Origin of the sequence: Lysobacter zhanggongensis, from assembly GCF_046638635.1 — a bacterium.
In the GTDB taxonomy this organism is placed as follows: Bacteria; Pseudomonadota; Gammaproteobacteria; order Xanthomonadales; family Xanthomonadaceae; genus Novilysobacter; species Novilysobacter luteus.
Window position 1 is genome coordinate 13,956 of the sequence record NZ_JBJXHK010000032.1, and the last position, 13,405, is coordinate 27,360.

Sequence of the window (13,405 nt, forward strand, 5' to 3'; positions counted from 1 at the left end):
GGACCATCGCGGTCCGCTCCATATCCTGACGCAGCCGGCTTGCCCCGCGGCAAACCATCGCACCAACCCCCACGGACCACCTGTTGACCACCATGACCGCCACGCCGCCGCCCGACGCACCGTCGGACACCCCGTTGCTCGACCGCATGCGCGCGGCCGCCGAACTGCTCGAACTGGTCGGGACCGACCACTCGGTGCTCGATGCCTTGCCCAAGGACGACCGCGAACGCCTGCAGCGCGCGATCGCCGGCGCCTACCATCCCGACCGGCAGGCCCGCCGCCAGCGCCAGAAGGCGGCGAAGAAGGAACAGCACGCCGCACGCGTCAGCCGCGAGGAAGCGCTGCTCAACCGCACCGGCATCCGTGAGCTGCGGCGCAAGCCGGTATTCACCACCCCCAACTATTTCCCGCCGCAGGACTTCCAGCCGCGCGACGTGGACGCCGACCAGCCGCCGCACGCGGAGGCGATCGAGCCGCAGCACTGCTACGTGTGCAAGAAGAAGTACAGCGTGATCCATCACTTCTACGACCAGCTGTGCCCGGAGTGCGCGGAGTTCAACTTCCACAAGCGCACCGAGCTGGCCGACCTGCGCGGCCGGGTCGCGCTGCTGACCGGCGGCCGGGTCAAGATCGGCTACCAGGCCGGGCTGAAGCTGCTGCGCGCCGGCGCCGAGCTGATCGTGACCACGCGCTTCCCGCGCGATTCTGCTGCCCGCTACGCCGCCGAGCCCGACTTCGACCAGTGGGGCCACCGGCTGGAGGTGTTCGGCCTGGACCTGCGCCACACCCCGAGTGTCGAGGCGTTCTGCGCGCAGTTGCTCAAGACCCGGTCGCGGCTGGACTTCATCATCAACAACGCCTGCCAGACCGTGCGCCGTCCGCCGGAGTTCTACGCCCACATGATGGAAGGCGAGACCGCGGCGCTGGACGCGATGCCGGAGCAGGTGCGCGGCCTGCTTGGAAGCTACGAAGGGCTGCGCAGTGCCGAGATGCTGCCGGGCGATGCCGCGACGCCGGCAACGCGCGACGCCCTTGGCCATGCCCCGGGGCTCACCCGCGCCGCGGAGCTGTCGCAGCTGCCGCTGCTGCCGGAAGAGCTGCTCGCGCAGCAGCACCTGTTCCCGCAAGGCCGGCTCGACCAGGACCTGCAGCAGGTCGACCTGCGCGAGAAGAACTCCTGGCGGCTGCGCATGGCCGAGGTGCCGTCGGTGGAGCTGCTCGAAGTCCAGCTGGTCAACGCGATCGCGCCGTACCTGATCAACGCGCGACTGAAGCCGCTGATGCTGCGCACCCCCGGCCGCGACAAGCACATCGTCAACGTGTCGGCGGTGGAGGGGCAGTTCTACCGCAACTTCAAGACCACCCGGCACCCGCACACCAACATGGCCAAGGCGGCGCTCAACATGATGACGCGCACCGCGGCGGCCGATTACCACGGCGACGGCATCCACATGAACAGCGTCGACACCGGCTGGGTGACCGACGAGGATCCGGCCGGCCTGGCGGCGCGCAAGGTGGTGGAGGAGCGCTTCCACCCGCCGCTGGACATCGTCGATGGCGCCGCGCGGATCGTCGATCCGATCATCGACGGCATCAACACCGGCACCCACGTCTGGGGCCAGTTCCTGAAGGACTACCGCCCGACCGACTGGTAGCGGGCGGTCAGGGCGGCCTCACGCGCAGCGCATGGTTCGTTCGCCGGTGCTTAACCGCCCGGCCGGATAGTCGGTGTGGACCGCATCGGCGGCCGGCTTCCCGGTCCCCACGCCGGGAGGCACTTCCAGACCCGCGGAGGAGCCATCCATGTTTGCCCACAACAAGCGCCTGCAGTACTCGGTCCACGTCTCGGAGGCCAATCCGGCCCTCGCCAACCTCATGCTCGAGCAGTTCGGCGGCCCGCAGGGCGAGCTCGCCGCGGCGATGCGTTACTTCACCCAGGCCATGGCCGAGGATGATCCGGGCCGCAAGGACATGCTGCTCGATATCGCGACCGAGGAGCTCAGCCACCTGGAGGTGATCGGCACCATCGTGGCGATGCTCAACAAGGGCGCCAAGGGCGAGCTGGCCGAGGCGGTCGACGAGGAAGCCGAGCTGTTCCGGAAGCTGCAGGGCGCGGGCAACAGCTCGCACGTGACCCAGGTGCTTTTCGGCGGTGGCCCGGCGCTGATCAATTCCGGTGGCCAGCTGTGGACGGCGGGCTACGTCGACAGCATCGGCGAGCCGACCGCCGACCTTCGCTCCAACATCGCCGCCGAGGCGCGCGCCAAGATCGTCTACGAGCGCCTGATCAACGTCACCGACGACCCGGGCGTGAAGGATGCGCTGGGTTTCCTGATGACGCGCGAGATCGCCCACCAGCAGTCGTTCGAGAAGGCGCTGTACGCGATCCAGCCGAACTTCCCGCCGGGCAAGCTGCCGGGCAAGCCGGAGTTCGCGAACGTGTACGTCAACACCTCACAGGGCGACGGCGACATGCGCGGCTCGTGGAACAGCGACGAGAACTTCAACTACGTCACCGATCGCGAGGCGCACCTGGCGATGGACGGCGGCGACGGCCTGTCCTCGGTGAAGCTGTCGGCAGGGCAGGTCGAAACCCTCAAGCAGATGGCCGCACGTACGAAGTCGGACCCGAAGTCGGACCCCACGACCGGTGCCGACCTGGGCGCCGCAGATGCGGACGCTGCCAAGAAAAAGAAGCGCTGAAGCACCGATGCGGGGATACGGCACCGGCCGTCAGGCCAGTGCCGTGTCCAGCAGCATCATCAGCACGAAGCCGATCATCAGGCCGGTGGTGGCGAACTTCTCGTGACCCTGCCGGTGTGACTCGGGGATGATCTCGTGGCTGACCACGAACAGCATCGCGCCGGCCGCGAATCCGAGCCCGACCGGCAACAGCATCGGCAGCGCCAGCACCACGCTGGCGCCCACCACCGCGCCGACCGGTTCCACCAGCCCCGAAGCCATCCCGACCAGCACGGCCGGCCCCCGCGCCATGCCCGCGGCGATCAGCGCGATGGCGACGACCAGGCCCTCGGGCACGTCCTGGATAGCGATGCCGGTCGCCAGTGCGTGGCCCTGGTCGATGCCGGTCGCGTAGGCGACGCCGATCGCCAGGCCTTCCGGCAGGTTGTGCAGGGCGATCGCGAACACGAACAGCCACGTGCGCCGCAGCCGCGGCGAATAGAGCCCTTCGGGGCCCTTGATGAAGTGCTCGTGCGGCAGCAGCCGGTCCATCGCCATCACCAGCGCCGCGCCGGACAGGATCGCCAGGCCCACCAGCAGGCCGGCGCTCCAGTCGCCGGCGCCCTGTGCGCGGGCCGCCTCGATGCCAGGCAACACCAGCGAGAACGCCGTCGCGGCGAGCATCACGCCGGCGCCAAAGCCCAGCAGGGTGTCCTGGGTACGGCGCTCGATGGTCCGCGCGAACAGGGCCGGCAGGGTCCCCGCCGCGGTCGCCAGGGCCGCCAGCGAGCCGCCCAGCAGCGCGGCCAGTACCGGCGAGGCCTCAGTCGCGGTCAGCGCCACGCACGGCTCCTGCGTTCATCCTGTCATCCCGGTTCGCCAGCCACGGTGGGGCGCAGTGTGCGGGAGCGCCGTCAACGCGCCGTCAGGCCTTGAGCTTCCAGCCGGTGCGGAAGATCCACCACACCGCCACCAGGCAGGCCAGCAGGAAGCCGACGATGGCCGCCACGCTGATACCGACGTTGACGTCGGACACGCCGTAGAAGCTCCAGCGGAACCCGCTGATCAGGTACACCACCGGATTGAACAGGGTGATCTTCTGCCACACCGGCGGCAGCATGTTGATCGAGTAGAACGCGCCGCCGAGGAACGTCAGCGGGGTGACGATCATTAGCGGGATCACCTGGAGTTTCTGGAAGTCGTCGGCCCACAGCCCGATGATGAAACCGAACAGGCTGAAGGTGACCGCCGTCAGCACCAGGAAGCACAGCATCCACACCGGATGGGCGATCTCGTAGGGCACGAACACGCGCGCGGTCGCCAGGATCAGCAGCCCGAGGATCAGCGACTTGGTCGCCGCCGCACCGACATAACCGACCACCACCTCGATGTACGACACCGGCGCCGACAGCAGCTCGTAGATCGTGCCCGACCACTTGGGCATGTAGATGCCGAACGAGGCGTTGGAGATGCTCTCGTTGAGCAGTGACAGCATGATCAGGCCCGGGATGATGAAGGCGCCGTAGCTGACGCCGTCGATCGCCCCCATGCGCGAGCCGATCGCCGCGCCGAACACCACGAAGTACAGCGAGGTCGACAGCACCGGCGAGGCGATCGACTGGGTCAGCGTGCGGAACGTGCGCGCCATCTCGAACCGGTAGATGGCCCTGATGCCGTGGAGGTTCATGCCGCCTCCTCCCGCGCCGTCCGCACCAGGCTGACGAAGATCTCCTCCAGTGAGCTCTCGCTGGAGTGCAGGTCCTTGAAGTCCACGCCGTGGTCGGCCAACTGCCGCAACAGGGTGGCGATGCCGGTGCGCTCGCCCTGCACGTCATACGTGTAGGTCAGCGCGGTACCGTCCGGCGACAGTTCCAGTGGCAGTCCGCGCAGCGCGACCGGCAGGGACCCGAGCGGCTCCTGCAGGGTCAGCACCAGTTGCTTCTTGCCGAGCTTGCGCATCAGTTCGGCCTTGTCCTCCACCAGTACCAGCTCGCCCTTGTTGATCACCCCGATCCGATCGGCCATCTCCTCGGCCTCCTCGATGTAGTGGGTGGTCAAGATGATGGTGACTCCCCGTTCCCGGAGGCGATGCACCATCTGCCACATGTCGTGGCGCAGTTCGACGTCGACGCCGGCGGTGGGTTCGTCGAGGAACAGGATGGTCGGCTCGTGCGACAGCGCCTTGGCGATCAGCACGCGCCGCTTCATGCCGCCCGACAGCGCGAGGATCTTGCTGTCGCGCTTGTCCCACAGCGACAGGTCGCGCAGCACCTGCTCCAGGTAGGCGTCGTCGGGCGCCTTGCCGAACAGCCCACGACTGAAGCGCACGGTCGCCCACACGCTTTCGAACGCGTCGGTCGACAGCTCCTGCGGTACCAGCCCGATCTTCGACCGCGCGGCGCGGAACTCGCGCACGATGTCATGGCCATCGGCCAGCACGGTGCCGCTGGTCGCGTTGACGATGCCGCAGATGATGCTGATCAGCGTGGTCTTGCCAGCGCCGTTGGGTCCGAGCAGGGCGAAGATCTCGCCGCGGCGGATGTCCAGGTCGATGCCTTTGAGGGCACGGAAGCCGGAGGCGTAGGTCTTGGTGAGGTTCTGCACGGAGACGACGGGTTGCACGCGGAGATCCTTTTTCCTGGCAGCGGTTCACGCCCTAGCGTGGGGCCTGCGGCGATAGGGATAAAGGCCGCGATGGAGGAGGCAACGTCCCATTGACGGGACAGTAACCCGGGAGCGGCCAAGCTCATCCGTCCCACGCCATCCCTTCACCGGAGCCCTTTATGAGCCAGATCCTGGTTGTCGTCGGCAGCCTCCGCCGCGAATCGTTCAACCGCCAGCTCGCCGAGGCGCTCGTCAAGCTGGCGCCGTCCGACGTCACCTTCAAGTTCGCCGAGATCGCCGACCTGCCGCTGTACAACCAGGACGACGACGCCAACCAGGCCGAACCGGTCAAGCGGCTGAAGGCGGCCATCAGTGCCTCCGACGGCGTGCTGTTCGTGACGCCCGAATACAACCGTTCGGTGCCCGGCGTGCTCAAGAACGCCATCGACCACGCCTCGCGCCCGTACGGCCAGAGCGCATGGGCCGGCAAGCCGGCCGGGGTGATCGGCGCGTCGATCGGCTCGATTGGCAGCGCGCTGGCCCAGCAGCACCTGCGCAACATCCTGGCCTACCTCGACATGCCGACACTGGGGCAGCCGGAGGCCTTCATCCACGTCAAGGACGGGCTGTTCACCGAGGATGGCCAGGTGGGCGAAGGCAGCCGGGAGTTCCTGCAGGGCTGGATGGACGCGTTCCTGGCCTGGGTTAGCAAGCACGTCAGCAAGCACGGCTGACCGTCCCGTCCCCGCACTCGCGCGCGCGCTGCTCGAGCAAGGTGCGCTCGCGCTCGTTGCGGGTCATCCCGGCGGCGCGCTGGAACTCCCCCCGCGCCTCGTCCTGGCGGCCCAGCCGGTGCAGCAGGTCGCCACGTACCGCCGGCAACAGGTGGTAGCCCGCCAGCGCCGGGTCGTCCTGCAACGCCTCCACCAGTGCCAGTCCGGCGGCCGGCCCCTCGGCCATCGACAGCGCCACCGCCCGGTTGAGCTCGACCACCGGTGATCCGGTCACCGCGGCGAGCCGGGCGTACAAAGCGGCGATGCGCGGCCAGTCGGTGTCGGCGGCGCGCAGCGCACGTGCATGGCAGGCCGCGATGGCCGCCTGCAACGCGTAGGGGCCGTCGGTACCCCCCAACTGCTCTGCACGCGCAAGCGATGCCAGTCCGCGGCCGATCAGGAGCCGGTCCCAGTTCGAACGGTCCTGGTCCAGCAGCAGGACCGGCGCGCCGTCCGGACCGGTGCGCGATCGCGCGCGCGAGGCCTGGATCTCCATCAGTGCCAGCAAGCCGTGCACTTCCGGCTCGCCCGGCGCCAGTCCGGCCAGCACCCGGCCCAGCCGCAAGGCCTCGTCGCATAGCGCGGGACGCATGAGGTCGTCGCCCGCGGTCGCGGCATAGCCCTCGTTGAAGACCAGGTAGACCACGCCGAGCACCGCCGCGAGCCGCTCGGGCAACTCCGCGCGGCGCGGCACCTCGTAGGCGACCTGCTTGCGGGCGAGGGTCTTCTTGGCCCGCACGATCCGCTGGGCGACGGTCGGCTCGGGCTGCAGGAACGCGCGCGCGATCTCGGCGGTGGTCAGCCCACCCAGCAGGCGCAAGGTCAGCGCAACCTGCGCCTCGACCGGCAGCGCCGGGTGGCAGGCGGTGAACATGAGCCGCAACAGGTCGTCGCCGATGTCGTCGTCCAGCCGCGCGGTGTTGTCGGGCGTGTCCATGGGGGCCGGCTCAAGCGCTTCGCCGAACTGCTCGTGGCGCTCGCGGACCAGGGTGTCGTGGCGGATGCGATCGATCGCGCGCCGCTGCGCCGTGGTCATCAACCAGGCACCGGGGTTGTCCGGCACCCCGTCGCGGGGCCAGTGCTCCAGCGCCGCCACCAGCGCGTCCTGGGCGAGATCCTCGGCCAGGCCGACGTCGCGCAGCATGCGCGCCAGGCGTGCGATGACCCGCGGCGATTCGATCCGCCAGATCGCGTCGATCGTGCGGTGGACGTCGCGGGATGCCGGGTCGGTTTCCATCGAAACCGATGACACCACCGTCGCCGTCCCGCCACAAGCCAGCGGCGCGACGCACGCCGCCGTCAACGCCGCTCCAGCCGCTCGCGCAGGCGCTGCTCCTGCTCGCGCAGCTCGGGGGTGAACTCGGCGCCGAAGTCCTCTTCCTCGAACACCGGCCGGATCTCGATCTCCGATTCGCCGGCGTGCGGATTGGGGCAGCGGCGCGCCCATTCGATCGCCTCGTCCATCGAGCGCACCTGCCAGAGCCAGAATCCGGCGACGAGTTCGCGCGTCTCGGCGAACGGGCCATCGATGACGCTGCGCTCGCGGCCGGAAAATCGCACCCTTACGCCACGCGAACTCGGGTGCAGGCCTTCACCCGCCAGCATGACCCCGGCGTTGACCAGTTCCTCGTTGAACCGCCCCATGTCGGCCAGCAGTTGCTCGCCGGGCATCACGCCGGCCTCCGAATCCGCCGTAGCCTTGACCATCACCATCACGCGCATTTCGTTCTCCCGTTCGTGGCTGTTGACCGTTCGACGGACGGGGGCGTGCCAAATCGACATGCCGGCCGGGCTCGCGCATCATCGCGCCGACCCCACACCGGACACCGCGATGCAATTCCTGTTGCTGGTCTACACCGACGACGCGCTGCTGGACGCCCTGCCGCCGGGCGAGTTCGATACCCGGATGAAGGACTGCTTCGACAAGGCCGACGGGATGGCGCGCGAAGGCCGGCTGCTGCAATCGCAGCAACTCGAGTCCTACCGCAAGGCCCGCGCGGTGCGGGTGCGCGACGGACGCACCCAGGTGCTTGACGGTCCCTTCGCCGAAACCAAGGAAGTGCTGGCCGGCTTCAACCTGATCGAGGCCGACAGCATAGACGAGGCGGTGCGCATCGCCTCGGAGTTCCCGTGGGCGCAGACCGGCTGTATCGAGGTGCGCCCGGTGCGTGACATGCAGGCGGTGCGTGAGCGGGTCGGCGCCGCCGTCGCCTGAGCCGTTGCTGCGACGCTAGCGCCGCGGCATCGCTCGGTCGCTGCTCCACAACTCGCTCGCGCTGGCGACCAGCGCCTGGTACTTGTACGGCGGCACCGTCTCGGTGATCGCATATTCCGGCTGCGCGGTGTCGCGGTGCGCGGCGATCGCGGCGAGCGTGCCATTGGCGTTGATCAGCCGCGCCACCAGCGGTCGCGCTGCGTCACTGCCGCGACGCAGCACCACCCCGACCTCGCGGTTGGCGAGCCGCACCGGCGTACCCGGCGGGAACACGCCGATCTCGCGCACCAGCAGGCTGGCGAGCGGCCCGTCGACCGCCTTGCCACGCTCCAGGAACAGGCTGCGCAGCGCGTGCCGGGCGTGGATGGCTTCGCGGTAGGCGCGCGGACGGACCATCGCCGAGTAGATGTCGACGATCGCCAGCATGCGCGCGCCCGGGCTGATCGCGTCACCTTCCAGTCCGGACGGATAGCCACTGCCGTCGAGCCGCTCATGGTGCTGCAGCACCGCCTCGAGCCAGACCTCGTCGTCCACGCCGGCGGCTTGCAGCAGCTCGACCCCGGCCAGCGGATGGGTGTCGATCATGAGCCGCTGGTCTTCGGTCAGCGCACCGGTCTGGCGATTGAGGACGGCCGCGACCGGGCCCAGCGCGACGTCGTAGGTCAGTGCCGCCGCGACCAGCGAGACACCCTCCTCCGGGTCCAGCTGCTGCGCCTGGACCAGCACCTGGCACAGGGTGGCGGCGTGCAGCACGCGGGCGACATCACCATCGTCGCCGACCTCCAGCTGCATCGCCGCAAGCGCCGCGTCGGCATCGCGCTCGACCAGCGCCTGCAGCCGCAGCGCGAGTTCGCGGGCCTGGCCGCCGAGCTCGTCGGATTCACAGGCCAGCAGGTCGTCGTGCAACTGGCGCAGCTCGCGCCGCAGCAGTTGCATGGCGCGGAACACCGGCACCTCGGGGACCCGCGGGGTGTCGTCGGCTTCTTCAGCCGCATCCGCGCCCTCGGCAAGCGCACCGGACGCGTCGATCACCGCTGCCGGGAGCACGACGCCCCCGCTGCTACGGCTTTCGGGGACCACCAGGCCACGCTCGAGGATGATGTCCAGGTGCGCCTGGCAGACCAGCACCATGCCCTGGACGAACAGCAGCTTGCCGGCGCGGTCGTAGACCGACCACGCCAACGGTGCGCCCAACTCGATTTCGTCCGCAGTGACGGCCCGCACAACGCCTCCCAGGCGACCAGACGGAAGGCCGCGCTTCCCAGCTATCGGCCGGAGGCGCCGTTCCTGAAGGCGTCAGGTATCACGTGGCGCGCGCGCGACCTCCGCGTCGCTGACCGGTCCGTCGCCGGCCTGCCCGTCGATCGAATCGTCGTAGCCACCGCGCACGCCGTTGCCGCGCTTGTCGCGCAGGCGGTCCTCGAGCGTGGCCGAACTGTCCTTCAAGCCGATGTTGTCGACCGCGTCCTCGGTGCGGTGGTCCTCCGCCGGCTGGCGCAGGCCCTGGTGCTTGCCGCTGGCCTCGCCGCCACCGGCACCGCCGGTACCTTGATTCGGGTTGTTCATCGCGTTCTCCTCGGGGGGAAGGGGAAGCGCCGGCACCACGGCCGACGCAGGGCCACCGTGGCACAGCCCGCGTTAGCGGTTCGCGAGAGGCTCGCGCGGATCAGGCGCCGGCGGGGCGCAGGTCCAGGCCGAGGGCTGCCGACAGCATCCGCATCCCCTCGTCGTCGCGGCTGAGCGAGATCCAGCCGGCGTAGCCGCCATCGGTCTCGCGCACCCAGACGGTGTAGCCGTACTCGCGCAGGCGGTCGAACGCGGTGTCCAGCAGCCCGGGCACCTCGGCCGCGGCAAGGAACGCCTCGTCGGTCGGGTCCTCCACGCCCCAGTCGATCCGCAGGCTCCAGCGGGCGGCCAGTTCATCCAGCGCCTGCACCATCCCGGCGGCGTCGGTTTCGGCAATCTCGAAGCCGGACCGCCAGTCACTGGCATCGTGCAGCAGGTCGGCCACGTCCGACTCGTCCGCACCCGCCTCGACCCAGGCTTCCTGGAAGACGCGGAACTGCTGCAGCGCAGCGTCCTCGTCGCCCGGATTGGCCAGCAGCAGCAACTGCCAGGCCAGCGCCTCGATGCCGGCGTCGGACTCGCCTTCGGCCGAGGCGTCGTCCGCGTCCTCGCCCCAGGCACCGGCGTCACGTGCATGCGCGAAGTTGTCGTCAGGGTCGTATTCGTCCGGAAGGTGCACAGGTCCTCGATCAGGCGTTGCCCGCAGCAGCGGTGGGATGTCGAGCATACGACTCCGTCGGTCCCGTTCGCCCTACCAGGGCAACGGCGTGCCGTTGGCGTGCCAGAAGCTGCCACTGTCGGCGAGGCCGAGGCCGTCGAGCCGCTCGACCAGCTGCGCCGCCGACTCCGCAGGACTGACATCGCCGGTCCCGCCGACCATGTCCGTGGCGACATAGCCCGGGTGCAGCAGGAACACCGCGATGCCGCGTGGCCGCAGGTCGTTGGCCAGCGACTTGCCGATCGCATTGACCGCGGCCTTCGACGCCCGGTAACCGTAGTAGCCGCCCGAACCGTTGTCGGCCACCGAACCCATCCGGCTGGTCACGATCCCGACCTTCGCGCCTTCGGCGAGGCGGCCTTGCAAGGCCTGCGCGACGCGCAGCGGCCCCAGCGCGTTGACTTCGAACTGCCGGCGCATGCTGTCGAACGCACTGGCATCCAGCGAACCGAATACCTCGTTGCCAAGGATGCCGGCGTTGAGCACCAGCACGTCGATGTGGATGTCGCCCAGGCGCGCCGCAAGGTCGGCAAGCGCCGCGTCGTCGGTGACGTCGACGCCCGCCTCGACCCGCGCGCCGGTTGCATGCAGCGCATCGCTGGACTGTCGGCACACGGCGACGACGGTATCGCCGCGGTCAGTGTAGTGGCGAGTGAGGGCGAGTCCGATGCCGCGGTTGGCACCGGTGATCAGGACGGTTTTCATGCGTGGTTTCTCCAGGGGACAGTCCCCTGTCTTGGCGCCGCACCGGGCGACAATCAAGGCGTTGCAGCTGCCCACCCCGGCCTCACCACGGCCTCACCACGGCCTCACCACGGCCGATGCCGGACGATCGCGCCAGTCCACCGGCGGCACGCCCATGCAAGAGCGCATCACCAGCCAGCGCAAGCGCGACTACCTCATCCAGTTGCACGTCCCGCAGGGGGACCCGCCCCGCACCGGCTATCCACTGGTGTGGTTGCTGGACGCGCCGACCACCTGGGCGCCGATGCAGCAGGCACTGGGCGAGTCCGGCGCCGCGCAGGCGGTGATCGTGGGCGTCGGCTGGGATGACTCCGGCGGCGTCGACCCGAACCTGCGCCGGCGCGACTTCACCCTGCCGGCCCGCACCACGCCGCCCCCACCGCGCGGTGGCGGTGACGAGTGGAACGAGGACGGCGACGCCGCTGCATTCCGCGCGTTCCTGCTCGACGAGCTGCAGCCGCGGATGCTGCGCGAGCTTCCGGTCGATCCCAGCCGCCAGTGCCTGGCCGGCCATTCGTTGAGCGGGCTGTTCGTGCTGCACACCCTGCTCGAGTGCCCGGACCGCTTTGAATGCTTCGTTGCCGCCAGCCCCTCCATCTGGTGGGACGGGGCGCGCATCCGTGACGAAGCCACCCGCAGCGGGCCGGATGCCACGACGGGGGCGCGGGTATTGATCACGGTGGGGTCGCGCGAGCAGAGCGTCGGACCGGAGAAGCCGCCGTCGGTCGCCGGCAACGACGAGCCGGCCCTCCTGGGCGAGGAGCACATGGTCGATAACGCCAGCGCGTTCGCCGCTCTGCTGCAGTCGCAAGGGGTCGATTGCCGATTCGAACTGTTCGAGGACGAAACCCACCATTCGGTGCTGGGGCCCGCGATGGCGGCCGCCCTGGCGTTCGCGGTATCGATCGACGATGCCGCCACGCACGAATGAAAAGCGCCGGGTCGCAGTTGCGCCCGGCGCCATGTGGCACTGCGTGAGCGAGCGTCAGGCCGCGGGTGCGGCTTCGACCGGGCGCGGGACGATGAGCTTGGCGACCAGCAACAGGTGCATCAGGCCGGCCAGAAGCGCCGCACCGGCGATCGCGACCAGCAACCGCATCATCAGGCTGCCGAACCCGGCCTGGCCCTGCAGCCGCTCCAGCCGGTCGAACCGCGACGGGTCGGCGTTGGTGTAGGCGACATCGATCGTCGCCAGGTCGGCAAGGTAGGGGTCCGCGTTGGACTCGGACGTGGTGAAGCTCCCTTCATACTCGCGGCCACCGGCCTCGAAAACGTAGCCGAAGTTGTACATGTTCCTGGTGCGACCCTTGCGTCCGCGTTCCTCGCTGACGTCGACGAGCACGACCGGCACCGTCACCACCGTGTGGTCGGCCAGGATCGAATTCGCGTAGCGGTAGCTTTCGATGCCCTTGTAGGCGAGCAGTGCCGCGCCGACCACGAACACGACCATGAAGAACTTCTTCGACAGGCGCGAAAGCTTCGCGTGGTTCTCGGGTGCCATCTTGAAACTGATCATCTTTCTTCCCCTGGTTCCGTCCCGCTCCGTGGGGCCGGGATGGCCGGCACGCGTGGACGCGGCCGGCGCTTTCCCCGGCGCCGGCCATACGCGAGCGTAGGCAACCGCCGGCGCGAGCGTCAACAAAGATGAACGGGGCGCTAGTCCGGGCGCACCGCCGGATCGAGGCGACGCTCGAAACAATGCGGACCGGCCGGATGGTTCCAGTCCGCGGAATCCGCCGACGGGGCGCGGCCAATCGGCGCCTGCGGCTGCGCGGTATCGGTGGAGAAGGTGGCGCACAGGCGGTATTGCCGCTCACCGACGGGTTCGTACCGGTAGGCCTGCCCGGACGCGGGGTCGGCGGTCGCCATCCGCTGTCCGGGTTGCCCGGCCAGGGTCGCGAGGTCGGTCGGCAAGGTGCCGTGCTCGCGCGCGTACAGCTCGACCAGTTGGCCGATCTGCTGCAGCTCGTGCACGCGGCGCTGGTCGATGCGCACCTCGCGTTGGGTTGTCGGCGATCCGATCAGGTACACCGAGACGGCCACCGTTGCCGCCGCCACCGCGACCGCGGCGAGCGCCAGCGTGCGACCGCCCGGGCCGGCCCG

16 protein-coding genes are annotated in these 13,405 nt (G+C 69.5%); 5 read left to right on the plus strand and 11 right to left on the minus strand.

Annotated elements, in window-relative coordinates:
• The first annotated feature begins 92 nt into the window (after nt 1-92).
• Together ACKVMH_RS07525 and ACKVMH_RS07530 are read left to right on the plus strand one after the other, a co-directional pair.
• Nucleotides 93-1,655, plus strand: a complete 1,563-nt coding sequence (locus ACKVMH_RS07525) for an SDR family oxidoreductase (RefSeq protein WP_412699837.1) — start codon at nt 93-95, stop codon at nt 1,653-1,655.
• 148 nt (nt 1,656-1,803) lie between these two features.
• Nucleotides 1,804-2,703 (plus strand): manganese catalase family protein, encoded by a 900-nt coding sequence (locus tag ACKVMH_RS07530; protein ID WP_412699823.1) that lies wholly within the window; start codon nt 1,804-1,806, stop codon nt 2,701-2,703.
• A 30-nt stretch (nt 2,704-2,733) separates the two neighbouring features.
• On the opposite strand, the gene ACKVMH_RS07535 is transcribed toward ACKVMH_RS07530, so the two are convergent.
• The 3 genes from ACKVMH_RS07535 to ACKVMH_RS07545 form a co-directional block, all read right to left on the minus strand.
• The gene (locus ACKVMH_RS07535) at nt 2,734-3,525 is read right to left on the minus strand and encodes a ZIP family metal transporter (RefSeq protein WP_412699824.1); all 792 of its coding nucleotides are present in this window, start codon (nt 3,523-3,525) and stop codon (nt 2,734-2,736) included.
• An 82-nt stretch (nt 3,526-3,607) separates the two neighbouring features.
• Nucleotides 3,608-4,369 (minus strand): ABC transporter permease, encoded by a 762-nt coding sequence (locus ACKVMH_RS07540; protein WP_215219407.1) that lies wholly within the window; start codon nt 4,367-4,369, stop codon nt 3,608-3,610.
• Complete coding sequence (locus tag ACKVMH_RS07545) at nt 4,366-5,304, minus strand: ABC transporter ATP-binding protein (RefSeq protein WP_215219406.1); 939 nt, start codon at nt 5,302-5,304, stop codon at nt 4,366-4,368. The genes ACKVMH_RS07540 and ACKVMH_RS07545 overlap by 4 nt, the downstream gene beginning before the upstream one ends.
• 161 nt (nt 5,305-5,465) lie before the next feature.
• On the opposite strand from ACKVMH_RS07545, the gene ACKVMH_RS07550 reads away from it, so the two are divergent.
• Nucleotides 5,466-6,020: an NADPH-dependent FMN reductase gene (locus tag ACKVMH_RS07550; protein ID WP_412699825.1), complete on the plus strand. Its 555-nt coding sequence runs from the start codon at nt 5,466-5,468 to the stop codon at nt 6,018-6,020.
• On the opposite strand, the gene ACKVMH_RS07555 is transcribed toward ACKVMH_RS07550, so the two are convergent.
• Both ACKVMH_RS07555 and ACKVMH_RS07560 read right to left on the minus strand, forming a co-directional pair.
• Nucleotides 6,004-7,296 carry an RNA polymerase sigma factor gene (locus ACKVMH_RS07555; RefSeq protein ID WP_412699826.1) on the minus strand — a complete coding sequence of 431 codons (1,293 nt, stop codon included), beginning with the start codon at nt 7,294-7,296 and terminating at the stop codon, nt 6,004-6,006. The two genes, ACKVMH_RS07550 and ACKVMH_RS07555, sit on opposite strands and share 17 nt — an antisense overlap.
• Nucleotides 7,297-7,358: 62 nt before the next feature.
• On the minus strand, nt 7,359-7,781 hold the full coding sequence (locus ACKVMH_RS07560; RefSeq protein WP_215219404.1) for a YciI family protein: 423 nt from the start codon (nt 7,779-7,781) through the stop codon (nt 7,359-7,361).
• A gap of 109 nt (nt 7,782-7,890) precedes the next feature.
• On the opposite strand from ACKVMH_RS07560, the gene ACKVMH_RS07565 reads away from it, so the two are divergent.
• Nucleotides 7,891-8,274: a YciI family protein gene (locus ACKVMH_RS07565; RefSeq protein WP_412699827.1), complete on the plus strand. Its 384-nt coding sequence runs from the start codon at nt 7,891-7,893 to the stop codon at nt 8,272-8,274.
• 15 nt (nt 8,275-8,289) lie between these two features.
• Here the strand turns inward: ACKVMH_RS07565 and ACKVMH_RS07570 are convergent, their stop codons facing one another.
• The 4 genes from ACKVMH_RS07570 to ACKVMH_RS07585 all read right to left on the minus strand — a co-directional run bounded on the left by ACKVMH_RS07570 (nt 8,290) and on the right by ACKVMH_RS07585 (nt 11,263).
• Nucleotides 8,290-9,498 (minus strand): HD-GYP domain-containing protein, encoded by a 1,209-nt coding sequence (locus tag ACKVMH_RS07570; RefSeq protein WP_412699828.1) that lies wholly within the window; start codon nt 9,496-9,498, stop codon nt 8,290-8,292.
• A 72-nt stretch (nt 9,499-9,570) separates the two neighbouring features.
• Nucleotides 9,571-9,840, minus strand: a complete 270-nt coding sequence (locus tag ACKVMH_RS07575; RefSeq protein WP_215219401.1) for a hypothetical protein — start codon at nt 9,838-9,840, stop codon at nt 9,571-9,573.
• Between the two features lie 100 nt (nt 9,841-9,940).
• Nucleotides 9,941-10,567, minus strand: coding sequence for a DUF6630 family protein (locus ACKVMH_RS07580; RefSeq protein ID WP_412699829.1), 627 nt, complete (start codon nt 10,565-10,567; stop codon nt 9,941-9,943).
• Between the two features lie 24 nt (nt 10,568-10,591).
• The gene (locus tag ACKVMH_RS07585) at nt 10,592-11,263 is read right to left on the minus strand and encodes an SDR family oxidoreductase (RefSeq protein WP_412699830.1); all 672 of its coding nucleotides are present in this window, start codon (nt 11,261-11,263) and stop codon (nt 10,592-10,594) included.
• Between the two features lie 154 nt (nt 11,264-11,417).
• Here ACKVMH_RS07585 and ACKVMH_RS07590 point away from each other — a divergent pair, with 154 nt between their 5' ends.
• The gene (locus ACKVMH_RS07590; RefSeq protein WP_412699831.1) at nt 11,418-12,233 is read left to right on the plus strand and encodes an alpha/beta hydrolase; all 816 of its coding nucleotides are present in this window, start codon (nt 11,418-11,420) and stop codon (nt 12,231-12,233) included.
• 54 nt (nt 12,234-12,287) lie between these two features.
• Here ACKVMH_RS07590 and ACKVMH_RS07595 read toward each other — a convergent pair whose 3' ends face one another.
• Nucleotides 12,288-12,818, minus strand: coding sequence for a DUF3592 domain-containing protein (locus ACKVMH_RS07595; RefSeq protein ID WP_412699832.1), 531 nt, complete (start codon nt 12,816-12,818; stop codon nt 12,288-12,290).
• Nucleotides 12,819-12,958: 140 nt separating this feature from the next.
• Nucleotides 12,959-13,405: hypothetical protein (locus ACKVMH_RS07600; protein ID WP_412699833.1), on the minus strand; the 447-nt coding region annotated here is incomplete at its 5' end.

What these genes read in the sequence shown, in the direction of transcription:
- ACKVMH_RS07565 (WP_412699827.1), top strand. Translation starts at nt 7,891, where the DNA reads ATGCAATTCCTGTTGCTGGTCTACACCGACGACGCGCTGCTGGACGCC.
- ACKVMH_RS07590 (WP_412699831.1), top strand. Translation starts at nt 11,418, where the DNA reads ATGCAAGAGCGCATCACCAGCCAGCGCAAGCGCGACTACCTCATCCAG.
- ACKVMH_RS07550 (WP_412699825.1), top strand. Translation starts at nt 5,466, where the DNA reads ATGAGCCAGATCCTGGTTGTCGTCGGCAGCCTCCGCCGCGAATCGTTC.
- ACKVMH_RS07580 (WP_412699829.1), bottom strand. Translation starts at nt 10,567, where the DNA reads ATGCTCGACATCCCACCGCTGCTGCGGGCAACGCCTGATCGAGGACCT.
- ACKVMH_RS07540 (WP_215219407.1), bottom strand. Translation starts at nt 4,369, where the DNA reads ATGAACCTCCACGGCATCAGGGCCATCTACCGGTTCGAGATGGCGCGC.
- ACKVMH_RS07530 (WP_412699823.1), top strand. Translation starts at nt 1,804, where the DNA reads ATGTTTGCCCACAACAAGCGCCTGCAGTACTCGGTCCACGTCTCGGAG.
- ACKVMH_RS07525 (WP_412699837.1), top strand. Translation starts at nt 93, where the DNA reads ATGACCGCCACGCCGCCGCCCGACGCACCGTCGGACACCCCGTTGCTC.
- ACKVMH_RS07555 (WP_412699826.1), bottom strand. Translation starts at nt 7,296, where the DNA reads ATGGAAACCGACCCGGCATCCCGCGACGTCCACCGCACGATCGACGCG.
- ACKVMH_RS07560 (WP_215219404.1), bottom strand. Translation starts at nt 7,781, where the DNA reads ATGCGCGTGATGGTGATGGTCAAGGCTACGGCGGATTCGGAGGCCGGC.
- ACKVMH_RS07595 (WP_412699832.1), bottom strand. Translation starts at nt 12,818, where the DNA reads ATGATCAGTTTCAAGATGGCACCCGAGAACCACGCGAAGCTTTCGCGC.
- ACKVMH_RS07575 (WP_215219401.1), bottom strand. Translation starts at nt 9,840, where the DNA reads ATGAACAACCCGAATCAAGGTACCGGCGGTGCCGGTGGCGGCGAGGCC.
- ACKVMH_RS07585 (WP_412699830.1), bottom strand. Translation starts at nt 11,263, where the DNA reads ATGAAAACCGTCCTGATCACCGGTGCCAACCGCGGCATCGGACTCGCC.